Source organism: Methanococcoides orientis (assembly GCF_021184045.1).
Lineage (GTDB): Archaea > Halobacteriota > Methanosarcinia > Methanosarcinales > Methanosarcinaceae > Methanococcoides > Methanococcoides orientis.
This window is the reverse complement of record NZ_CP073710.1, coordinates 1,178,834-1,202,727: the sequence shown is the minus strand read 5'-3', so window position 1 is coordinate 1,202,727 and position 23,894 is coordinate 1,178,834. Positions and strand designations below refer to the sequence as shown.

Genomic DNA, 23,894 nt, shown 5'->3' with positions numbered 1-23,894 from the left:
TATAGTCAAACGGAAGCCACAATTAGAAATCTAAAACGGCAAGAACAAAGCTCTTCTTCTCGAAATTCAAATGAATAGAATATGTTGAGGCCGGGAGATTCAAACACCCGACTTCTATTGGGTAGGGTTGTAGGCCATCGAAAATGTAACACCGTTTTCTCTCGAAATATCAAGTCAAAAACTAGAAATTAAACTGATGTGATAAAGGGTAGATCTCTTAATGATCTTTGAGAAATAAATTATTAAACAATATCATGAATAAGAAGGATAAATGGAGGACTTAACGTCCTCCTCCATCCTTTTGCTTCTTTACAACAACTATTCCAAGCATCAGAATAATTCCTATACCTATGATCCAATAGAGAGGACTGGAATTACTATTCTGAATGGGTGTTTCTTCTCCCACAATAACAGTTGATCCAGTATTTACCTCAGGTGTTTCTACCGTCTGATCCTCTACTTCTTCTGCATCGTTTCCAAATAATGCATAGAATGAAAAGTGTCTTGTCATTGCTGTTGCTATGCCGTTTTCCCAGTCAACAGTTGTTTCCAGTGAAATCCAGCCATCTTCAGATGTGTATGTGTAGATCGTTGGCGCTCTACCTCCGAAATCTTCCGGATCAAACTCAATGGTGATCATGACGTCCTTACTGAATGTGGTTCCAGAGGGTCCAAAGTCGTAGTAAAGGCCTGAGTTAATAACATCTGCAGGGGTGTCTGCAGGCAGTGATGCCGGCACGGTGACTATGATCTTGTTCACAGGGTTTCCTGAAGGGTCGGTGGTTATTGTTCCTTTGGATAATGTCAATGTTGTCTTTGTGTCAGATGACTTTACAATGGATTCATCAGTTACTTCTCCATCCCCATTTACAGGCAGATCGGTTACAGTTCCCTGTGCTCTTACTCGTGCAGCCACGGAACCATCATTAGAACCAGGACTTGAAGGGCTGGAACTGGAGCTTTCGGCAATTTTGAAGAGTCCGAATGTACCGGATTCTGTGAGGTTTGCAGAAACATAATTATCTGTTTTGTTGAGTGAACTGTTTGGAACTGCGATCCATTCACTGCTAACCAAACTGTATAAGGTAAGTGAAGCTTCACCAGCGCTGCTCATTTCGGAATCATCATAGAGGAATGTAACATTCAGGTCGTCTGAACGGGTAATTGTTACATAGCCATTTACATTTGTTTTGCCGGAAAGGGCTATGGAATTTTCATCATCTCCACTTATTCCGATATAGTACAGATCACTAGTGAAAGAAACTTGTGCGGAGTTATTGGTCAGTACTAGACCGTCTACTGTAACATTCTCCGAGCTTGAAGCATAAAATTCGTAATCTCCATTACCGATTGCATTATTTTCTGTAAATGTAATGTTGTTGGCTGATACAACACGGATACCATACGAGGTGCTACTACTCTTACTGGTGGTTGAGAACACACTGTTTAGGCTTATAGAATCAAGTTCGTTGAAACTGACAGTGTTGTCGCGGTAGTCCCGAATATGATCCTCATATAAGCTGCTACTTGGTCTATTAGGAGTGATAACGCTGTCCAGACTCATGGAACTAAGTTCATAGTCATTGGTATTGCTATTGTTATTGGCAGTATTGTTGTTCAATATGTGATTGTTCGAATTATAAATGTAAATGCCGTAATAATCGTTGGAACTTGCATCATTGTTGTTCAATGTGTTGTTATTTGAATCACGAAGATAAATACCACGATCATTGGAACTGGCAGTGTTGTTAGTCAAAATATTGTTGCTTGAATCGTAAAGATAAATTCCGTAATAATCGTTGGAAGTGGCAGTGATATCATCAAGAGTATTAAAGTTGGAAAAGATTAACTTAACTCCATTATTACCTTCTGATGTAGTGACATTTTGTATTGTTGAATTATTGGTATATGCCAACAGAACATTATTGTATCCATTAGCTAATTCAATATCCTTCACAGTGATGTTAGTGGAGTTTATTACATATACGGCTCCTGCATCTGAAGACACTTTCTTATCTGAACGGCTGGTCCAGTAATAGATCGGTTTGTTATCAACCTGGTTACTCGAGTCGATGTCATTTATGAGATCTTCAAGATTTTCTCCATCAATTCCAAAATTATGATTGTTTGATGACATCGCATTATTGGTCAATGTGTTGTTGCTTGAATCATAAATATAAATGCCGAAATCGTTGGAATTGGCAGTATTGTTGTTCAAAGTGGTGTCAGTTGTTGAATCAAGAGCAATGCCGTAATAATCGTTGGAACTTGCATTACTGTTGATCAAAGTGTTGTTGGTTGTTGATTCAAGAATAATACCGAAATAATTGGAACTTGCATTACTGTTGATCAAAGTGTTGTTAGTTGTCGAAGCAACAACAATACCGAAATCGTTGAAACTGGCATTACTGTTAGTCAATGTGTTGTTGTTTGAATCATAAAGATAAATCCCATAATAATCGTTGGAATTGACCGTGTTGCTGTTTAGGTTGTTATTGCTTGAATTATAAAGATAAATGCCTGCTTCGTTATTACTGTTATTGATATTATTGAGGGTATTATAGTTGGAAGAATACAATGCAACACCAACAAAGTTTCCTAGTGCAGTGACGTTTTCTATTGTTGAATTGTCAGTATATGCAAACATAACACCTCCAAATTCATTGGAAAGCTCAATATCTTTAACAGTGATGTTTCTGGAGTTTATCACATATACAGAGCCTGCATCTGGATGTATTTCATCGTCTGAACGATTGACCCAGTAATAGACTGGTTTGCCATCAACCAGATTAGTCGAGTCGATATCCTGCATAAAATATTCCAGATTGTCTCCGTCAACTCCAAAATTATAATTATTTGATGACATCACATTATTGTTCAAAGTGTTGATACTTGATTCATAAATATAAATTCCAATATTATTGGAAGTGACATTGTTATTGATCAATGTGTTGTTCGTTGATGAAAATAGCTAAATGCCAAAATTATTTCCATTCAAGTTATTATTTGAGATATTACAATCGTAAGCCGATGTAAGTTTAATACCGGCCATGTCTGAATTTGTAGCACCTGTAATATTAAATCCGCAAATTGTGACATTGTTGATATTATTTACATTAAATGCAGAGCCAACTGATGACTGGATCACAGTGGTTGTTGAACCATTTTCTGAAATGATGGTGAGGGCTTTATTTACGTCTATATTCTCAGTATAAATGCCATCACTTACAAGAATGGTGTCGCCAGAACTTGCATTAAAAACTGCGTCGCTTATTGTTGTGAAGTTTTGTCCGTTGTCTCCAACTGTAATTGTTGCTGCAGATACTGTTCCTATACAGGAAAGTAAAATTAACAATACAATTGAGTTTCTAAATATATATGATTTTTTTGGATTCATTTAAAGCACCGTTATATTTATGATAATTATAATGATGATATTAAGGTTCGAAAAATACACTGTTTTAATATATAAATTTTACTAAATTATTTCAGGCAGTTGATGTCAAAATAAAAATAACAACATGCAGTTTTGATACTATCAAAAAAGTTCTCTTCTTTTAGACAATCTGAGTAGCAACTTGCATAACATGACAGGATTATGCATCCCCTCTCCCCTAAAACTAAGAACGAGCGCAATACCATCACAAACAATTCTAAAGCAAGTGCATAAATCATCAATCACCCGGTTGATATAATTCACAGCAGCAGCTAAAGAATTACACCAACAACTAGAAGTTTCTAACGATGTGGTGCAGATTTTTCCTCCTGGAATGAATTTATTTGGATGGTCTTAAATCGAAAACATTTAGTATGTCATATAATAATTCCCATTTGTAATTTTAGTTCTGCAGCATGTGGGGATATATAATTAGTCACCGAGAACGATGATGCACCCCCTTTAATTAATTAACTATTAAATAATACTTTGAAATTTATTTATATGATGAATGTGATTTACTTCTTTGAAAACTGGTATTATAAGTTTTTTATTAAGTGAATGAAAGGCGATTTGAACTAAAAATTCAATCTAATATTACAGGACCCCAAATCCGATGTCAGAAAATTTAAGTTATTTATCCGGTCGTAAAGGTTTACATGAAAACCTGTTTGAGAAATTAGGTCAGCTGGCTGAAGCAAGTGGCACATCTGATATGCAGGAGATACAACAAATTGCTAAAGACAATTTAATGGGTGAAGCCAATATCTATAGCACGCTTTCATTTTATGATCTTCTTCGACCTGAAAACAAAAACAAAAAAGCATATGTATGCAACGGAAACGCTTGCTTATGCGCCGGTACACAATCACGGACAAAAAGTGAATTAACAAAATATTTGAAAGAAGAAGAAATCGGTGAAATGAGTTGCCTGGGCAGATGCCACGAGAATAGTGCATTCTATTACAATGGGCATAATTATTCGGGTAAGGATATTGATGACATTGCTTCAGTAATTAAATCAAAAGCTGCTACAAAAGAAACATATGTAACTCAAGCGTTAGGAACAGCCATCTTAATGCAAACCGCATTGAACGCTGAAACTTTTACTAAACATTTACAAGATTTATTTACGCTAAGCCCTGATCAGATTTTGGATGAGATCAAGAAAGCACAGTTAGGAGGCCGTGGCGGTGCCGGTTTCCCTATGGGATTTAAACTGGAAGCTACTAAAAAAGCCGAAGGTAAACGTAAATTCGTTGTTTGCAATGCCGATGAGGGCGATCCTGGGGCTTACTCTGATCGGTATTTACTGGAACAACAACCATTGAGAGTTTTATTAGGCATGCTGATCGCGGGTTACATAACTGGCGCAAATACTGGTGTAGTCTATATCAGAGCCGAGTATCCCGAATCACAAATGATCATCAAACAAAGCATCACAGAACTGGAAGATCTAGATCTGTTAGGAAACGATATTCTCAACTCAGGTTTCTCGTTCCAATTTAAATTGATCAAAGCTCAAGGTGCCTACGTATGCGGTGAAGAAACGGCATTGCTTTCATCCATAGAAGGACAACGTCCCGAAGTACGTGTTCGTCCACCTTTCCCGGCACAACAAGGTCTATTTAATATGCCTACGCTGGTGAACAATGTTGAAACCTTTGCTAACGTTCCCTTTATTGTTGAACAAGGTGGCGATGTTTTTAACCAAATTGGCTCTTCTCAATCTAAAGGCACTAAACTGGTTTCATTGGATAGTTTCTTTAATAGAACCGGCATTTATGAAGTTGAAATGGGCACTCCACTTAAAACCGTAATTGAACAATTGGGTGGTGGGTTCAAGAGCGATGTAAAAGCTTTGCATATTGGGGGGCCATTGGGAGGTTTGGTTCCGTTATCAATGATCAATTCCTTAGATATATCGTTTGAATCCTTTGCTGAAAATGATTTTTTGTTGGGGCATGCTTCTATTGTAAGTATTCCTGAAAACTTCCCGATGATCGAATACATAAAGCACTTGTTCCAATTCGTGGCACATGAAAGCTGTGGAAAATGTTTTCCCTGCAGATTAGGCTCTACACGTGGCTTTGAGCTACTACAAAAAGCAACTGAAAGCAATTACAAAATAGATGAGCAATTATTTAGTGACTTACTGGAAACTATGCAACAAGGCTCCCTGTGCGCTTTGGGATGCGGACTGCCCTTACCAGTTAAAAATGCGCTACAGCACTTTGACAAGGAATTAAAAGATTACATTAAATAAACCATTTTCACATTCAATTATAAACGATAGATAATCGGAATGTTGAAAAAATTCGATTCATATGAACAAACTAGCCTATATCAATAATCAGCCACACGTCATTCAGGAAGGCGAAACTATCTTACAATTTGTGAGACGTTCACAAGGTGATAAGCTGATTCCAACCTTATGTGATGCGAGTCACCTAAAACCCTTTGGCGCCTGCAGAGTGTGTAGTGTAGATGTTGCACTAAAACAAGACGGCCCCACTAAAGTGGTGGCCTCGTGTCATACACCGGTCGCAGAAGGAATGCACATCTATCCTTCATCAGAACGCATTTTAAAATTGCGTAAAAATATTATTGAATTAGTGCTTACCGACCATCCGCTGGATTGTCTAACTTGTGAAGTGAACAACAATTGTCAGCTGCAGGAAGTAGCTGCACGTGTTGGTGTGAGAGATGTAAGATACCCGGGCGGTAAAGATCATTTGAACAGAACCAAAGACCTGAGTCATCCTTACATGACTTCAGATCTGTCTAAATGCATCAATTGTTCACGTTGTGTAAGGGCCTGTGACGAAGTTCAGGGAATGTTTGTGCTAAGTATGGCCGGCAGAGGGTTTGAAAGCAGGATCATAAAAGGTATGGATACATCCTTTATGGAATCGTCTTGCGTAAGTTGTGGAGCCTGTGCACAAGCCTGTCCTACTTCTGCAATATCGGATATATATGAATCCAAATCCATCGTTGCGGATAAAAAGGTCCGAACCATTTGCACCTATTGCGGCGTAGGATGTAATTTAGAGGTATCTGTTAAAGATGGAAAAGTAAAATCAATACAAGCTCCCTGGGATACAAAAGTCAATCCCGGTCACCTGTGTTTAAAAGGACGATTTGCATTTTCGTTTTATAATCACCCTGATCGTATCAGGAAACCATTGATCAAAAAGAATGGTGTATTTGTTGAAGCCACCTGGGATGAAGCCTATGATCTTATCACTTCTAAACTGAATGAGATCATTAAAGAAAATGGACCTGATCACATTGCCGGTATTTCATCATCACGTTGTCCCAACGAAGAAAATTATCTGATGCAAAAATTTATGCGTGCAGTGATCGGCACTAACAATATTGATAACTGTGCTCGTGTATGCCATTCTCCTACTGCTTTAGGCATGCAACGCACTTTTGGTACTGGTGCCGCCACCAATTCTATTGAAGACATTAAATGCACCAATTGTATGCTGGTGATCGGAGCTAATCCTACAGATGCACATCCGGTTACAGGTGCAAAAATTAAGCAGGCTGCCATGAAGGAGACAACACTGATCGTAATTGATCCTCGTAAAACCGAACTGGCCCGCTATGCGCATTATCATCTGCAACTAAAACCAGGTACCAATGTGGCCATGCTGAATCTTTTCTTCTATTATATTATTAAAGAAAATTTAGTTAATATTTCATTTGTGGAACAACGCACTGAAGGATTTGAAGAATTTAAGCAACATGTTCTCTCGTTGAATATAGATGAATTGGAAAGCATAACGGGTGTGGATCGCGATCTTGTGCGTGAAGCGGCAATTGCTTATGGCTCCGCAAAAAATGCGATGTCATTCCATGGATTGGGAGCAACCGAACATTCACAGGGAACCTCGACCGTGATGTTGATTGCCGATCTGGCTATGATCACCGGCAATATCGGTCGTCCGGGTGTGGGTGTTAATCCATTGCGTGGACAAAACAATGTGCAGGGTGCAGCCGATATGGGTTGTCAGCCTGATCAAGGTGCTGGTTATTTAGATCTGACCAACGATGAAATGCATTCCTTGTATGAAAATTTTTATGGTGCCAAACTACCCAAACATGTCGGTTATAAAATTCCACAGATGTACGAATCTGCGCTACAGGATAAACTGAAAGCGATGTGGATCATTGGAGAAAATGTAGTACAAACAGATCCGAATACCCAAATGGTGATAAAAGCATTAAGCAAACTGGATCTTCTGGTGGTTCAGGAATTGTTCATGACCGAAACCGCTAAGCTCGCAAATGTTATATTACCCTGTGCTTCTTTTTTGGAGAAAGAAGGTACATTCACCAATGGGGAACGTCGTGTACAACGCGTGAACAAAGTAGTTGAACATTTACCCGGCACCAAACCCGATGGGCAGGTACTCACAGAGATCATGCAGCGCATGGGATATCCGCAACCTGATTACTCGGCACAAGGAGTATTAAATGAAATTGCTCAGATCGTTCCTTTCTTTAAAGGCATTACCTGGGAAAATCTGGGTGAGAACGGATTGCAGTGGCCTGTGAATTATGGCGGCATTGATACTCCTATATTGCATAAAGAAGCGTTTAAACGAGGTAGGGGAGCATTTTATAAGCAGACCTATAAGGAAACGGTGGAGCTACAGGAGCATAGCAAAGATCATCCCTTCATTATTACAACCAACCGTGGACTGGAACATTACAACAGTGGAGTAATGACCCGGCGTACGCCCAATGAACAACTGATTGCCGAAGATGTACTTTTGATACACCCTGATGATGCAAAAGAATATTTGATCAACAGTGGCGACATGGTTTGTGTAGAATCACCACGCGGAAAAGTAGATATCAGAGCCCGGATCTCAACTGCGGTAAAAAAAGGAATATTAAGTACCACTTTCCACTTTCCTGAGGTTATGATCAATAATTTAACATCTGATGTTTGCGACGGTGACGCTTTGTGTCCCGAATATAAAGTGGTAGCTGCACGTATAAGAAAAAGTAGGGGAAAATACAAAGATCCAGAATTGAAATGATCACATATCAATTAAGATCGAAACAATAGTGAATTTTCTCATTTTATTTTGATTCCGACGTTTTTATCTGATGGTGATGAGGAAATGATATCTCTAAAAGCGAAATGTGTGTAGCAGTCTTCAGTCGAGAAGGAGCAAATGTTGTGGCTGGACATTTGACAACCTCAGGACAGCCGTGCGAAAATTTAAAAAATAGAAGTGTGGTGGGCTCGGGAGATTCGAACATCCGACCTCTGCTGCGTAAAGTCTGTTAACATCCATTTTTTATCATTTTGTTTTGTTAACAGCGTTACCATTCATGTATCTCTTAACATATTTTACATGTCATCTAACATTCTTTAATAATGTACTTATATCATAAAATATAAACTTTAACAGAGGTTCATACTCGTCTGTGGGGGACGTCAGGCAGTACTGCCTTTTATTTGTACCTGATTTGGCATGCACTGCCTTATTGATTTCTACAGATTAGACGATTTTGAAGATCGTTAGAGTAAGGTGGTGGATGTAATGACAATTAAACAAAGTATACTGATTTGTTTTGAAATAGCTTTAGTATTAATGACCGCAGGCACTGCAGCAGCAACTGATATTGATGTGTACCCTGGAGACTCTATCCAAGCTGCTGTAAATGCTGCAAACAATAATGACACGATTATTGTCCATACAGGAAATTCCATTTCAGATAGTATATATGTAGAACATGTGGTTGTGAATAAGGAGTTAACGATTAAATCTTCGAGTCATGCTGTTGTTTTAGCTGACGCTACGAACGTTAACGTCTTCGAAGTGACTGCAAATAATGTAACCATCAATGGTTTTTGTGTCCTTGGTACCACAACTGCCAGTGGAATATTTCTTGATGGGGTTGAAGGATGTACAGTCACTAACAATGTCTTATTAAACAATGAATATGGCATCGCACTGTTTGAGTCCGACTACAACAACCTGACCAGCAACACAGCGTCGAACAATGACTACGGTATCCGGCTGGATGATTCCAGCGATTATAACGACCTGGTCAGCAACACGGCGTCGAACAACAGCAATCGTGGCATCTATCTGTATAATTACAGTAACAATAATGGCCTGATAGAAAACACGGTATCATACAACAAATTCTACGGCATCGATCTGCATTTTAACAGCAACTACAACAACCTGACCAGTAACACTGTGTCGAAAAATCGCATCGGCATTGCGCTGGATGAGTCCAGCTACAACAACCTAATCAGCAATAATGCATCATTCAACAATAATGATGGTATCAAAGTTGTGATGTCCAAAGACACCAAGCTGATCAGCAACACGGTGTCGAACAACGTTGGCGACGGTATCTATCTGTACATGGACAGCCACAACACCAAGCTGATTAGCAACACGGTGTCGAATAACAATGACAGTGGTATCTATCTGAGGATGTCCAGCAGCAACAAGCTGATTAGCAACACGGTGTCGAACAACGATGACGGTGGTATCTATCTTGATGAATCCAACCGCAATCTCATCTACAACAATCACTTTAACAACACGGAAAACACTTTTTCTATAGACAGCACCAGAAACATCTGGAATGCTACAAAAACACCAGAAACAAATATCATTGGTGGTCCTTTCATCGGTGGGAATTATTGGGCAACTCCTGAGGGCAAAGGTTTCAGCCAGAATCACACCGATACAAACGGTGATTGGTTCTGTGATTCACTTCTTAGTGAATACATTTTTGATGGGAACACCGACTACCTGCCGCTTACATATCCCTCAAACCAGCCACCTGTGGCAGATGTCAACGGACCTTACGGTCCAGTTGATGAAGGATCTCCGATAACCCTTGATGCCAGTGGCTCTTCCGATCCAGAGGGAGATGAATTAACATACGAGTGGGACTTCGACTATGATGGCATTAACTTTGATGTTGATGCAACTGGTGAAACACCCACAAACACATGGTACGACAATGCAACTTATACGATTGTGGTTAGGGTTTCTGATGGTATGCATACAGATATCAATGAGACGACTGTGACCGTAAACAATGTCGCACCAACTGCAACTGCAGTCGGAGAGGTAATTAATGAAAATGATTCTACAACAGTCTCCGGTACTATCACTGACCTCGGAACCAATGATACTTTCGATGTGATGATTGACTGGGGTGATGGGGACAATAATACCTACAGTTATCCGGCAGGTTCAACAGGTTTCAGTGAAACCCATCAGTATCCAGATGACGATCCAACCGGAACATTGTCAGATGACTATACTGTGAATGTGACTGTGACTGATGACGATGGTGGCGAAAGTACTGCATCTGCAACTGTAACAGTCAACAATGTAGCACCAAACATATTATCCTATACTGTGCAGCCAACTGGATCAATTGAAGTTGGTATTGATGTAGTGTATTTCAATGCCACATTCACTGATCAAGGCTCTCAGGATACTCATTCCTGGGAAATCGACTGGGGGGACAACGTTACATCAGATGCTGTAACCGGTCTTACTGTAAATGAATCCCACATATACGGTGAAGCTGGCATGCATACGGTCATCCTCACGGTTACAGATGATGACGGTGGATTTGATACAATAGATCATCAGTACGTGGTCGTGTATGATCCAGCAAGCGGATCTGTGGCCGGTAAAGGAAGCTTTGACTCACTTGCAGGTGCATATGGGGCTGATTCAAACCTTGCAGGCGTGGCAACATTCGACTTTAATTCAGAGTACAAGAAAGGTGTACTGACAGGTGAGACGCAGTTCGAGTTTGAGGATCTGAATTTCCACTCCGTCGATTATGAATGGATGGTGGTTGCGGGTCACAAGGCCACTTACAAAGGAAATGGTACGGTAAATGGTGAGGTTGACTATGAGTTCCTGATATCAGCAATTGATGATGATGATGATTATGATGACATGTTCAGGATAAAGATCTGGAATACAACAACTGTCATCTACGACAATAATGTTGGTATAGGTACTGGAGACTACGCAGATCCGATAACGGAGATAGAGACAGGTATAATCCAAATCAAGCCATGATCGTCTGGAAATCCAGATCACGCTTCTGGAGCGTGGACTGAGGTGATGAGCTACGCTCACCACCTCCCTTATAGTCAAACGGGCCACAATTGGAAATCTAAAACAGCAAGACCAAAGCTCTTCATCGCGAAATTTAAAAGATAGAATTATGATGGGCCCGGGGAGATTCGAACACCCGACCTCTGCCGTGTGAAGGTGGCGCATGCTATCGATTTTGACCACAAGTTCACACCCCGCTCCTGTTTACAAAATATAAGTATTAATGAATTCTGGATCACACATAAAGATGAATTCTTTCAATGGTTGCAGTTTAGGGATGTCACCGCGGCAACAAAACAAAGCTATATAACTGCTCTTACAAGATTCTTTGAGAATAACACCATAAACAAGCCAAACGAATTGCGTGGATTGTATCTAAAGGATAAAGAGTCACGAGGTCTTCGAAATCTGTTCAACTATTGTGAAGATGAAGAGATTGATTACATTGGTGAGTATAGCATTGAAAAATGGAGACGATTTGTAAAAATTAGGAAATCGGGAGTTGTTGAGATATATGTTACGGATGAAGAGGTCAAAGAAGCTTACAATGCTTGCCCTGAAGTATTGAAACCAGTATTTCGCTTGCTTACTTATTCAGGAAGCAGGGCTAGACACATTCATAAAATGTTGGAGAATTTCGATGAACGTAATATCATTGTAGATGGTGATGTAGCTTGTTATCCAACGGCTTCATTCGCTGAAGGTACGAAGAAGACATTCCAGGTCTTTTTCCCGACCTCATTTATTCCAGAGCTAAAAGCTATTGGTAAGCCAAGATGTTATTACAACATTACTGAAAAGATCCGCTACGATCGGGTATCTGCAAAGACAATACGCAAATGGCATCTCAATGTTATGATAAGGGAAGGAGTCACAGAGAGTGTAGCTGACTTTATCCAGGGACGTGCTGCGACGACTGTTGGAAGTGCACATTACCTCAACAAAGTGGGACAAGCAAAAAAGGAATACAAAAAGCTCATTGATGTGTTCCCTGTTTGAATAATTACTGGACTCACATCATCGGAGTGATCATGGTAAATTCCATAGGAACTTCGTACAAAGTTGAGATAATCTCCATTGTGTCGCCAATTAAAGCATCAAGCCCGCAGGCATTTGATTGTAGGATATGTCCTTTGATGGGCTGTCCTTTTCCCTGATTTTGGTAATACAAATTCCCCGACATTTCGAGTATCCACAACAATTCTGCGATCGAGAACTAATTACTAATTTTAAGAAATGTAGAATAAGATCTATCCATAAAATTTCATGAATTGATGATATTTTCCTTGTGTCGCAGGAGTTGCAACATATCTTGGCCATTTGAGAAGTTGAAGTTAACTTGGTGTGCTGGTGAATGGAGATTACATTAACTATAATCACCCTATCATTTTGCAAATATATTCGGTTTAATTTTGAGAAGTTGGATTCACATTTTCCATGTGAATCATGTCCAACTCCGCCACGTTTGCCTGGGTTAACTTCAATGTAGACTTGTCCTGATTTCTTGAGATGATGTCAGCTGTTGTTTTTGAAAAATGCATGGGTATTGTGTCGATCCATGCATCGCATGCATGACATCAATTCCTTGCATCGCAGGTATGTGAAAATAATTGAATGATGCTGGTTTTATTTCATAGAAATTAATATATACAAATGAAGGCCCATGTTATAATTGGACATACTGAATGCACGCTGATCAGAGATTATGTGTGCTGCTAATTCTGGAAAATAAGGTGCTACAGTTGTGGTGCTATCCATTTATCAGATCAATGACAATTAGATAAATGCTCCACCCATTCAATAACATGACTGCTAAAAACTCTACAGGGTGATGCCTCTTCAAGTCTAGTTTAAGAGTCAATTTCCCGAGCTTGCCGTGTTAATATAGTCATATTTGCCCGCTGTAATGCTTGGAGAGTGGTTGTGTAATCATTATACCTAAATCGTTTGATTTGTGGTATATGGACGAAATTTGCGCATATATCTCGGACATTTGTCACGTGGTCTATGTGTAAAAACTGGGTGCATGAATCTCTGACTTTTGTTATGTGGTTTATGCGCTCAATATCTTACTAATTCTGAAGATTCAAATGGTTTAGCTCAACTGGACGATTTGAAACACACATGTCCGAAAGAGACAGAAGCTTTTCGTGTTGAATGATGGCATATCTATAGATGATATCAATTCTAATTCACATGAGATATAGACCATAACTACATTAATTGGAAGCCTACTTGTTGAACATCGGAATTCGAATAATTTCTCTTCCTAAAATGAAAAGAAACAGGTATCTCGGAAATAAATTTCAAGATTATGACGAGTCATTTTTTAGTATTGTAGAACAGGTATCAATTTTTACATTATGTTTTTATAATGTTGGACAGATTTCATCATCAGGATAACCAAAAATGCTAGTTGAACCATATTCATCAATTACAATCTCCACTTGATTTGTTCCATCAGCAAAATCAAGATTTGGGGACTTGTTGTTTTTGATAATTAATTTTTGATTCTGTGAACCTCGCCACCTTAAGAAAATATCACGTTCTTCTTCCCTGTACCTTCCAGTAACCAGAATGTCAACCATCTCACAAATATCTGATTTTGAAGTATCACCCCTTATCTCTTCCACCTCATATCCCGTATATAACATAATACTGATGTCATTACGATTAAGCTCAGTGATCAACCAAGACAAATTTTGTATTTGATCAAGAGGTTCTCCACCAAGAAATGTCACTCCATCAAATTCCGAATGATCTTGAATAGAATCAAAAAGATGTTTTCTTTCAATCAGTTTACATGACTCAAAGCTCCACATGCTTTTATTCCAACAACCTGAACATGCAAGAGAACAACCTTGAAACCAGACCACTAGCCGATTACCAGGTCCATATATTTGACTCCCATATTCAATATGTGCAACATTAAAACATGTCCCATAGTCCCTCATCAAAAATCACCTTTCAATAGGTTGTTCTACTAAGAACAAGTTTGATCTTGTTGTCCTGACGCGTTTCTTTTACAATATAACCCTGTGATTTAGCACGTTCTATTGTTTCATTGCGCACACTTTCAACATATTGCTTCCTTCTCTCTTCTTCACGCAACCTTTCTTCCTCTGCTAACCTCTCCAACATTCGAGTATAAGCACCCTTGTATCCAACTTCAACCGCTTCCAAAAAACTCGTAACCGTTTTCCACTCTCGGAAATTAATCGATCGCCAAGGATAGTTCATCTTTTCTGCGCTTGAATCATGTTGGAAATTAAAGGAACCATTCTTACCATATTCAAAACATTGGTGACCATAATAGTCCATTCTATCCGTGACAACTTTATTACCCTTTAATTCGTATCCAACGCCCATTTCATCCAAGGTCTCCAGAAGAAGAGCTTTGTTAGTAAACGCAGTTGTAGTTTTAACTATTGCACTCATAATTATTTACCTCCCAAAGATTGCTTCTGCTGAGAATTTACTGTCTTTTTCTGATGGAAATCGTCTGTTGGTTTTAATGTGGAAGGACAAACTTCCCCATCAAGTAACTTCTGAAGTTCGTCCATACATGCCTCCCCCTTAAATCCAGAGGTTTTTGCTACAATTTTGCCTTCTTCATCTATTTCAATAGTAATCCTTTGTTCTGCCAAAATCACTCACCTCTTCTAGCACATATTTTACCATTAAGTTCAACAGCCGATTTTTTGGCTTTTTTTACTTGTTCAAGATCATCAATGACAATCCACCTAATCCCTTCAGAAAAAAAGAGTTCTATCCCCTCGGCTGGAAGGAACTCAGTAGGCCATTCGAAATTAAACGAAATATCTACATTTTTATTACCAAGAATACGACCAAGTTCAGCTCCATCCCCCCCATCATTTTTGAGTTGTGGAACAAAGTGTTCACCAAGATCCTCTCGTTGAGATCTTAATTTTGATATCTGTTCAGTATATTTATTCAAAGATGAAATTGCGGAATTTTTCCTCTTTTTTGATTTGTCCAAATCTTTTCTTAGATTTTTCTCTTGTTTCTTATCCGAGAAAACGCTAAGTTGCTCTTCTAGATCCTTAATCTTATGTTCAACTTCTTTGATTTCAGATTCTTTAATTGAACTACTTTCCACAAGTTTTAAAATTTTATCATCTAATTGACAACACTTGTCTTTCCACTCGATCTCTTTAGATACTCGCTCTTTTTCTCTACTGTTACCCATAATACGTTTTTCAATATCTTTATTCAGTTCAATGAGATCATGAGTCCACCCTTCGAGATCTGCTGGAGAGCTTCTACCAAGGTCAGCAGCTTCTAATTTACTAAGTTTGGACCTATACTCTACAATTTTTTGGCCCTGTGCAGCTAACCGAGAGCGTAACATACCTCTGATTTTTTCACTTAGGCCACCTTCATAGTTTTCAAGCTCATCGACCATTCTCTTTAAGATAGAGATATTTTCAGACCACTCTTCCTGTTTTTCATTCCATGTCTGCACAAGAGGATCAGGCATTGCTTTGTCTGGCAAAAATGGAGGATAAAGTGTAGCGTTGTACTCTATTTTGTGCGCTAACCGATCTTTATCAAACTGTATCTGGTCTGCAAAAAGATTCTCAAAATCGGGATCAAGGAATGAATCAAAATCAGGAGATGAGATTGAATCTAAATCTATAGACATATCCTTCACAAAGTCACAAATATTTTCTGGTTCATCAGCAAAACGCACATTTCCATTAATGTCTCTTAAAGATATATCCCTAGCAAGCTCCCATTGGCATAAACCCCATTCAGCCTTAAATGAATTCAAATAACTATTATTTTGAAGATCATTTTCACGAATGCACCAGTTTACCACATCGTTGTCAATGATATTTGGTAAAAGCCAGCAACCTTTCGATGAGAAAACAGCATTATTTACGGGCCTATCTGTCAAACGTACATTTACATCCCTATTTAAACAAAGTTCATCTAAAGATGAAAGATACTGCTTACCAGACAACTGCAACATTAATGACCCACTTATTTTCTCTAGGGGTAATAGATCCCAAAGTAAATTGTTAGAATAATCCTGAATACTAATTACACTTTGTTCATCAAGAGATCTCAGAATATAATCAGAAAGTTTTCCTGGAAGATTATATTTTTCATTGAGGGAAATCACACCTGTTGGACAGTTATCAACTTCTGAAAAATACCCATTTTGATCCAAACATTCATGAGTTGCTTTATTCCAGAAAAGATAACAAAATGTACGATAAAAATCATTACATTGCATACTATCAAGATCATAACCTCGAATTGTGTCTTGGTTAAATATGACACATCCATGACGATCAGTAGTATTTATATCACTCAAAATCAAGCATCCTGTTTGAGGAACACCTGCACGAATCATACATCTACCAGACAATCGTGTAATTGATTCCGAATTTATGTAAGGATTGCCTAATAGAAGATAGACACGAATTCCTGAATCAGCTTTCTTTTGGAGATCACGTATCATTTCCTCACTTTCAAGTTTATCTGTAGCCAAAAATAGAGTTTGTTTTGGTGATGGTTCCGAGATGGTAATTTGATTATGACTATCGGATGCTTGAGAAGATAGTGGCAAAAATATATGTGAGATCTTTTGTTCTGATTGATCAACAGTAATTGTTTTTTCTTTTGCATTAATCATTTCTGAACCTCCTTGGACATGTTCAAATAATCATTAATCAGACTAGGGAGATCTTTAATTTCAAGAGGTGTAAAAGTAGGAGAGCCTTCAATATGCGTATTTCCTCCGCTCGTTTTCAAAAAATCGGAAGAATCGGTACAGCTCCATACATTCCATGTGCCATTATTGTTAACACACCAATATCGATCATGATTCATTTTCTCTTTATGCCCCATAGGAAAATAATTCCATGTATCAGGGAAAGAATTTGGCATCTTTAATGCTACAACAGAAACGCTTTTTGCACCAATACTCTGAGAAATCTGTTGAATTGTCTTAATGTGTCCACCGTGTATTACATATCGATCAATCACACGAAATTCACTTATTTCTTGCTCGACACCAAGTCTTGAAGCAATACTACCTATGGGATCTAGATCATTCTCATTAAGTTTAAAAGGAGAAGGTTTTACTTTAACTCCAGAAGGAATTATATCCTGCATTGAAGCAACATGCCAATAAGCTCTGTTAGAGCTATCTTTATCCATGAAAGATAAAAGATTTTCACCTTCCACTGTTTCAAGTTCATGATCTTTTAAAGCAATAGACGCAAGCCATTCTTTTTGATCCTCAAGAGACGAAGCAGTTGAAACATATGAGTTTGACCATTTATTGATCATTAATTTTTGTAACCACTCCTTTGCACATCTGTTTGAATTTGCACGTAATGGAACATTTTTCATACTAACGGTTTCAAATAAACCACCACTTATTGTGTCAATATTTGAGATTACGACTTTACTCCTTTGGAAGTTAATTAGTTCATTTTCATCGACTGGTGGCTCATCCAAAAGGAAAGCATCATTATTAGCATCCCATGCTACATTTAAGTTCTCAGCAAAATCAGAAAGAAGATCATAGACTCTTGTAGAATACCAATCAATATTTACTAAAAAATTCTCGTTAGAGTTATCAGAACTCCATTTTACACTTGCTGATACCTCAATGGAAGAAGTGTCATCAGAATCAAGTTTGCATAAGAAATGTCCATTATCATACTTTTTATGCTGTGATATTGAATCAGGGATTAAATAAGATAAATTGCATACCTTTTCTTTAGAAAATTGTGCAGGAGTATTGTCTGAAGAATAATATTTATCAGGAGATACCTCTTTGCTCCATTTATCACTTCGCTTCTTATTTCCATTCTCTTTTTTGTTATTAGCTTGAATTCGACGAATACATAATGGACGCGAACCCAACCATGCATCATTTAATAGATACCATATCTCGTAGTGTCCGTATTCTTCAGAAAACACTGTTCCTTTCTCAAGCAGTTCATTTCCTGCTTCAAGTATTGAACCTGATTCATATAGTTTCAACTTTGACAGTAGATACTCTAGTCTCTTTGGAATGTCTGAAATATCCCCTTCATTTAGACGAACAAGTAATTGTTTCAGATCGGTACGTTCTTGCTCGACTACCATTCTCCCAATAATCTCACAACGTTCCATCTTTATAGAACGTTCCAGTTCAATTTCCATGTACATCCACCTTTAAGCTATTCTTTGCCAGCTTTTTTAATTCATTCGATGATCTATTCAAAAAATAATCGTGGTAGCCAACAACCACTAATTGATACCTAGCTCTTGTTATAGCAACATTAAGGCGATTAGGACTATCAAGGAAGCCATCCCTCTGGGTATTTACCATCGATAAAAATACTACATCTGCTTCCTGCCCTTGGAAAAAGTCTACCGTTGCCAGTTTAATGTGAACATTATCCTTTTCAAACCGACTGTGCCGACTGCTATCGCCTGTAAGCTTCCTCAAGTGTTCACGTAAACATTTTTCTTGCCCTTTGTAAAATGTTAGTATTGCTACCTCCCAAAAACTCCCATCAGCTTTTGGATTTTGTTTAGTCCATTCTATAAATGACGTTAATTCTTTATCTATGGCAGCAGCTTCTTTTTCATTAGCATTACCTTTCACGTCACCTTTGATATCCAGCCATACCCTATGCTTCTGATAGCGATCGTAACTCCAATTAAGTTTATTGCAAACCTGATCACCATCAAGCAAGGAAACATTCTTTCTATCCAATGAATAAAACAATTCACGAGGTAAAGCTGAGATATCTGGGTGCATACGATGTTGATAACTCAATGTAGTATGACGACAGTCACGTTCTTCTTTATTGAATCCTTGATTGAGTGTTGTCAAACCATCACTCTTTCGTTTAATCAAACCACTGCCAGAAAGTGCTTCAAGAATTGAGGGGAATGCAATATTTCTCAAGGTATAAATTCGTCCAGTTGCATTTTCACTCTGTGGAAATAAGCGTTCAAGTTGCTTCTGATAAGACAGTAATCTTCTTTTATTCCCTGAAAGAAAACGTAACCAGTATTCACGTTCCAACCTCCAGCAAACCTCATCTGCCCATGATGTTTCAAGAGACCGAGAGCATTCTTTGTAAACTTCATTTGCTCTCTTATAAGTGTTATTCCCACGAGGACGATAGTCATGCCCAAAGTACCAATCATTATTTGCAAAATGTCTATAGGCATGTGCGGATAGCAACCAATTCTTCTCAAGAATGACAGAATCGTTTGGCATCCACTCCCGATATTTATTTAGTAGATTTTGTTCAATAAAAACAACATTATGTTCGTATAATGCATTAATATTTATGAGATCAAATTTATCTGATATTACTAAAATTCGTCTAAGATCATCAACTATAGAACTATCCCCATCATCTAATCGTGCATCAATTTCGTCAACAATTTTTTCTGCAACCTTTTCAGAAACTGGAACAACAAACCGAGTTTTGTAAGGCCACAAGATCAGAAGCAATTTGCATGCTTCTTGGAGTTCACTTGAAAGATGCTTGGCAGGTCCATCTTTTACAGAAAGATCAAGTACTTTTAAATTGGAGGTTATCTGCTCACGGTCAGTAAAAGGGGAAAGTTGACGGACATCACCAACAAGTATCCAACGCTTTGCAAGTCTCGCTGGAACCATAAACTCATGGAATGTAGTTTTACTGCATTCGTCGATAATCATGATATCAAATGGTGGACCATTTCTTTCAAGATCTAATCCATTCTTTTTTCGCAGTAAACTGTGTATCCCCATAGTTGTACCACAAACAAGATTTGCACTTTCCATTACAAGCTTACGGGTATCACCTTCATTCAGACCTAAGCTACTACTCCAATTATTCACCTGTCGATCGTACACAAAATGTTCAAGACCAACAGCTCGATCTTCAAGACCTACACGTGTTGCGTGCACATTTTCAGTATGACCCCTTTCTTCCAACCTCTCAAGGACATTATTTATTGCTGCATGTGTAGATGCTGCAAGAAGGACACGTTTTCCTCTGCTTGTAAGTTGAAGGATGAGTTCAAGTATAGTAGTTGTTTTTCCCGTTCCAGGAGGACCACTCATGATTGCAAAATCTGGAGTTGCAAGAGCTTTGCAAACAAATTCTCTTTGCTTGTCACAACCTTTAAAAGAAAGATCAGTCAAAACTTTCCAATCAATGTCTTCTTCAGGAAAATTATCGAATATTGGCCACTGAATTTCATCTCGTAGTTTGAAAAGATCAAGAAGAGGAAGATGATCAGAAACTGGATAATCTAATAACTGATAAATAGATCTTTGTTGATTTCTCATCTGAAAAACATCTGCTTTTAGATGAAGAGAAGATCTTTTTGGAAAGGCAGGTTTATCCTTTCTACCATATGATAAAAGAAGTTGTTTTTCTTCATAGTTGCGTTTAAGAATATACAACTGATTGTTTTTCTCAAACTTATCTGAATCATGTAGTAACACATTTTCACTAAAAAAGTGTTCAAGTATTGAATCAGAAGGATTTATCTCATTTTCTTCCCCAGATTCTACTAATTGTATCCACTTATCTTTGACTTGTTTTTTATGGCATGAAAACAACATATCCTTCATAGATTTGTGAGCAAACTTCTCGGGAAGCGTTATATCTTCAGCATTTCCTTTGTATATCAAAATCCATTCGTTTTTACCATTTCCTTTCAGAATATCCCATTCGTCATGAATAAAAGATTGCAAATCAATATCAAGATCTTGAATTGATATCTCTCTCATTAGGTCGTTAGTTATTTCGACAACATTCGCACAGGCAAACTGTGGTTTATTTTCACAAGTTACCCTCCAATAGTTACCTAATTGTTGAGATAGGGGATATTGCTTTTGAAAAGTGTCTTTATTAAAACGGCGAATTACTTTATACTTGCATTCTGCCCCATTAATCTCTAAACTTTTCCCTAAAATCAAATCAGTATCCAGCCAAAATTTCCATTCACTATCATCCCTATGAAATTTTAGTTTCTCACTATTAAGTTTGAAAATCAGATCATCACTTTCAAGTGGAGATACTATTCTATTAAGTTTGATGTCATAACCAGACCAATTGATTTTGTTATCTACTTTACTGGATTCTTCAATTTTGATCTGCCAAGTCCTTCCATAAGATTGTCGAACATTTTTATCTGAAAGTTTCAGACGATCGGCTTTTTTCCCCCTTCCAATAATCAATTCATCTTCAGGGTCAGGATCAAACTCATCATCTACATCCAGATCTAATGCTTCCACATTAAACCAACCCATTTCAGGAGGTTCGATTTCAACCAATGTCTGAGGGCGAATCTCATATATTTTATTCAAAACTTTCAAGATAAAACGTTCTTTTTCAACTCTTTCCCATTTACAACTTACCTCTTTGTTCTCCAAAGACTTTATTGAATTCATCAAATAGCCAATAAAGGGATTTAGTCCCTTTTTGGTTGATCCCATTAGTGAAGATGGATCATCTACGCCAAGTGCAACATAATGCCCAGTCGACAAGACCATTTATTGACCCTCAATATCAGATATAAATGGATTTTCTATTTCTTGACGTAACCTTGGTTGTTTTGATCTAATATCAATTTTATCAAGAACCTCTGGAGCTCTGTCACTTGCAGGAACTGCACGTCCTTTTGCCCATTGACGAGTTGATTCGATGACTTCTCTCATAGTATGAGAAAGAGGAGTTGTATCATTAATCGCGTCTTCTAGATCATCAGCAGTTATATCCCTTCCATAATCAAACGATCTGAACATTGCTTCTTTTACAGCTTCTTCAAGTTCAGCACCAGTAAACCCACGAGAAATTTCGACAAGATGATCTAGTTCAATATCTGTGAAGTGAGTTGGACTTCGTTTACGCTTGCGAAGATGAATACGAATTATGTCTTTTCTATCGTTGGAATCAGGAAGATCTACAAAGAAAATTTCATCAACTCGACCTTTCCTTAATAATTCAGGTGGTAGCTGGGAAATATTGTTTGCTGTTGCGAGCACAAATACGGGTTTTGTCTTTTCCTGCATCCATGTCAAAAACGTTCCAAGAACACGAGAAGTAGTTCCGCCATCGGTTGCACCCGAACTTTGTGCACCAGCCATTCCTTTTTCAATTTCGTCTATCCAAAGAATACAGGGTGCTAATGCTTCAGCAGTATTTAGAGCAGATCGAATGTTTTCTTCAGATTGCCCAACAATACCACCAAATACACGACCCATATCCAACCTTAAAAGAGGCAATTGCCATGCGTTGGAAACCGCTTTTGCAGCAAGACTTTTACCAGTACCTGGCAAACCAAGAAGTAAAATTCCCCTTGGTGATTCAAGACCAAAATCTCTTGCATCTTCAGTAAAAGCTCTTTCTCTACGCCCTAACCAATCTTTTAGTTTATCAAGCCCACCAATCTCGTCCAACCCTTGATCTGGTTGATAAAATTCAAGATGACCACGTTTTCTTATGACCTGTTCTTTTTCAGCTGCAATCAAAGGAACTTCAGCATCAGTTAATCTTTTATTTCCCACTGCGGCCATTGAGAAAGCAAGTGATGCTTCAGTTGTAGTAAGACCAAGAGCTGCTTCTGTTAAACGAGATGATTCCTGATAATCACGCTCATGCAAATCAAAACGTTGACGAACACTTTTCATAATCTGCTTAATCTCATTAGTACTTGGCAAGGGCAATTCCACAACCTGTACATCTTTCTCAAGTTCAACAGGCAAATGTTTGATTGGTTGTGATAATAATAAAGTACGATTTATTAGTTTTTGAGATAAACAAGAGCGTGCAATGCACCTAAGTCTATTGATAATATGAGGCTGTTGTTCTGTAAGATCTGGATGAAAGTCCTCAAGTAATAATAATAAATTGTCAGAGTCATTGTCAACAAACCATTCAAGAATCGATGATGGATCACGCATATCTTCATCTTTTTCATTTAATTGCCCATTTTGATCCAATTCTGACAATCCCTCTGTTCGATTCCATACATAAACAGTTCTTCCAGTTTTAGAAGCAGCCTTAATCAAAGATGCATGAATCCTTAATGTTTCATAGCTGATAATCTGAATAATTGGAGCACCAGATTTAATCAGATTCGTGATTTTAGTATCAATATTCATATTACTACCATACTACATTAAAAATAAATTGGGAATATATCCAACAGTATTAGTTTTAATATAAATATGTTTTGATTTTTATATTCATGGTCATCACAACCTTGACATTATAGGGTTGTGGTGATTCGACTCAAGAGACAATTGAATTTACAGACATTATTAAAACCGTGAA

At 38.0% G+C, this 23,894-nt stretch carries 14 protein-coding genes and 1 pseudogene; 4 read left to right on the top strand and 11 right to left on the bottom strand.

What is annotated here, in order from left to right:
- Nucleotides 1–280: 280 nt before the first annotated feature.
- The 3 genes and pseudogenes from J7W08_RS05790 to J7W08_RS05785 all read right to left on the bottom strand — a co-directional run bounded on the left by J7W08_RS05790 (nucleotide 281) and on the right by J7W08_RS05785 (nucleotide 3,397).
- The gene (locus J7W08_RS05790) at nucleotides 281–2,812 is read right to left on the bottom strand and encodes a NosD domain-containing protein (protein ID WP_259370135.1); all 2,532 of its coding nucleotides are present in this window, start codon (nucleotides 2,810–2,812) and stop codon (nucleotides 281–283) included.
- 48 nt (nucleotides 2,813–2,860) lie between these two features.
- Nucleotides 2,861–2,959: pseudogene (locus tag J7W08_RS12320) on the bottom strand (DUF1565 domain-containing protein); the annotation flags it as partial.
- 12 nt (nucleotides 2,960–2,971) lie between these two features.
- Nucleotides 2,972–3,397, bottom strand: a complete 426-nt coding sequence (locus tag J7W08_RS05785; protein WP_233085676.1) for a hypothetical protein — start codon at nucleotides 3,395–3,397, stop codon at nucleotides 2,972–2,974.
- A gap of 655 nt (nucleotides 3,398–4,052) precedes the next feature.
- Here J7W08_RS05785 and J7W08_RS05780 point away from each other — a divergent pair.
- The 4 genes from J7W08_RS05780 (at nucleotide 4,053) to J7W08_RS05765 (ending at nucleotide 12,573) form a co-directional block, all read left to right on the top strand.
- Nucleotides 4,053–5,702 carry an NADH-ubiquinone oxidoreductase-F iron-sulfur binding region domain-containing protein gene (locus J7W08_RS05780; protein ID WP_233085675.1) on the top strand — a complete coding sequence of 550 codons (1,650 nt, stop codon included), beginning with the start codon at nucleotides 4,053–4,055 and terminating at the stop codon, nucleotides 5,700–5,702.
- A gap of 61 nt (nucleotides 5,703–5,763) precedes the next feature.
- Nucleotides 5,764–8,493 carry a formate dehydrogenase subunit alpha gene (gene fdhF, locus J7W08_RS05775; RefSeq protein ID WP_233085674.1) on the top strand — a complete coding sequence of 910 codons (2,730 nt, stop codon included), beginning with the start codon at nucleotides 5,764–5,766 and terminating at the stop codon, nucleotides 8,491–8,493.
- A gap of 510 nt (nucleotides 8,494–9,003) precedes the next feature.
- Complete coding sequence (locus J7W08_RS05770) at nucleotides 9,004–11,535, top strand: right-handed parallel beta-helix repeat-containing protein (RefSeq protein WP_233085673.1); 2,532 nt, start codon at nucleotides 9,004–9,006, stop codon at nucleotides 11,533–11,535.
- A gap of 303 nt (nucleotides 11,536–11,838) precedes the next feature.
- Nucleotides 11,839–12,573 carry an integrase gene (locus J7W08_RS05765; RefSeq protein ID WP_233085672.1) on the top strand — a complete coding sequence of 245 codons (735 nt, stop codon included), beginning with the start codon at nucleotides 11,839–11,841 and terminating at the stop codon, nucleotides 12,571–12,573.
- Between the two features lie 13 nt (nucleotides 12,574–12,586).
- On the opposite strand, the gene J7W08_RS05760 is transcribed toward J7W08_RS05765, so the two are convergent.
- The 8 genes from J7W08_RS05760 to J7W08_RS05725 form a co-directional block, all read right to left on the bottom strand.
- Nucleotides 12,587–12,745: a hypothetical protein gene (locus J7W08_RS05760; protein WP_233085671.1), complete on the bottom strand. Its 159-nt coding sequence runs from the start codon at nucleotides 12,743–12,745 to the stop codon at nucleotides 12,587–12,589.
- Nucleotides 12,746–13,943: 1,198 nt separating this feature from the next.
- The gene (locus J7W08_RS05755; protein WP_233085670.1) at nucleotides 13,944–14,528 is read right to left on the bottom strand and encodes a 4Fe-4S single cluster domain-containing protein; all 585 of its coding nucleotides are present in this window, start codon (nucleotides 14,526–14,528) and stop codon (nucleotides 13,944–13,946) included.
- 13 nt (nucleotides 14,529–14,541) lie between these two features.
- Nucleotides 14,542–15,012 carry a hypothetical protein gene (locus J7W08_RS05750; RefSeq protein WP_233085669.1) on the bottom strand — a complete coding sequence of 157 codons (471 nt, stop codon included), beginning with the start codon at nucleotides 15,010–15,012 and terminating at the stop codon, nucleotides 14,542–14,544.
- Nucleotides 15,013–15,014: 2 nt separating this feature from the next.
- Nucleotides 15,015–15,221 (bottom strand): DUF2997 domain-containing protein, encoded by a 207-nt coding sequence (locus tag J7W08_RS05745; RefSeq protein ID WP_233085668.1) that lies wholly within the window; start codon nucleotides 15,219–15,221, stop codon nucleotides 15,015–15,017.
- Between the two features lie 2 nt (nucleotides 15,222–15,223).
- Entirely contained in the window at nucleotides 15,224–17,239 is a 2,016-nt protein-coding gene (locus J7W08_RS05740) for a hypothetical protein (protein ID WP_233085667.1), read from the bottom strand.
- On the bottom strand, nucleotides 17,236–18,762 hold the full coding sequence (locus J7W08_RS05735) for a hypothetical protein (RefSeq protein WP_233085666.1): 1,527 nt from the start codon (nucleotides 18,760–18,762) through the stop codon (nucleotides 17,236–17,238). The genes J7W08_RS05740 and J7W08_RS05735 overlap by 4 nt, the downstream gene beginning before the upstream one ends.
- A complete protein-coding gene (locus J7W08_RS05730) occupies nucleotides 18,752–22,111 on the bottom strand; it encodes an AAA domain-containing protein (RefSeq protein WP_233085665.1) in 3,360 nt (1,119 codons plus the stop codon). Before J7W08_RS05730 ends, J7W08_RS05735 begins: the two co-directional genes overlap by 11 nt.
- Nucleotides 22,112–23,722 (bottom strand): AAA family ATPase, encoded by a 1,611-nt coding sequence (locus tag J7W08_RS05725; RefSeq protein WP_233085664.1) that lies wholly within the window; start codon nucleotides 23,720–23,722, stop codon nucleotides 22,112–22,114.
- Between the last annotated feature and the right edge of the window lie 172 nt (nucleotides 23,723–23,894).

Excerpts from the sequence above, each read along its gene's own strand:
- J7W08_RS05725 (WP_233085664.1), bottom strand. The coding sequence starts at position 23,722 with ATGAATATTGATACTAAAATCACGAATCTGATTAAATCTGGTGCTCCA.
- fdhF (WP_233085674.1), top strand. The coding sequence starts at position 5,764 with ATGAACAAACTAGCCTATATCAATAATCAGCCACACGTCATTCAGGAA.
- J7W08_RS05730 (WP_233085665.1), bottom strand. The coding sequence starts at position 22,111 with ATGGTCTTGTCGACTGGGCATTATGTTGCACTTGGCGTAGATGATCCA.
- J7W08_RS05735 (WP_233085666.1), bottom strand. The coding sequence starts at position 18,762 with ATGGAAATTGAACTGGAACGTTCTATAAAGATGGAACGTTGTGAGATT.
- J7W08_RS05780 (WP_233085675.1), top strand. The coding sequence starts at position 4,053 with ATGTCAGAAAATTTAAGTTATTTATCCGGTCGTAAAGGTTTACATGAA.
- J7W08_RS05750 (WP_233085669.1), bottom strand. The coding sequence starts at position 15,012 with ATGAGTGCAATAGTTAAAACTACAACTGCGTTTACTAACAAAGCTCTT.
- J7W08_RS05740 (WP_233085667.1), bottom strand. The coding sequence starts at position 17,239 with ATGATTAATGCAAAAGAAAAAACAATTACTGTTGATCAATCAGAACAA.
- J7W08_RS05770 (WP_233085673.1), top strand. The coding sequence starts at position 9,004 with ATGACAATTAAACAAAGTATACTGATTTGTTTTGAAATAGCTTTAGTA.
- J7W08_RS05755 (WP_233085670.1), bottom strand. The coding sequence starts at position 14,528 with ATGAGGGACTATGGGACATGTTTTAATGTTGCACATATTGAATATGGG.
- J7W08_RS05785 (WP_233085676.1), bottom strand. The coding sequence starts at position 3,397 with ATGAATCCAAAAAAATCATATATATTTAGAAACTCAATTGTATTGTTA.
- J7W08_RS05790 (WP_259370135.1), bottom strand. The coding sequence starts at position 2,812 with ATGCAGGATATCGACTCGACTAATCTGGTTGATGGCAAACCAGTCTAT.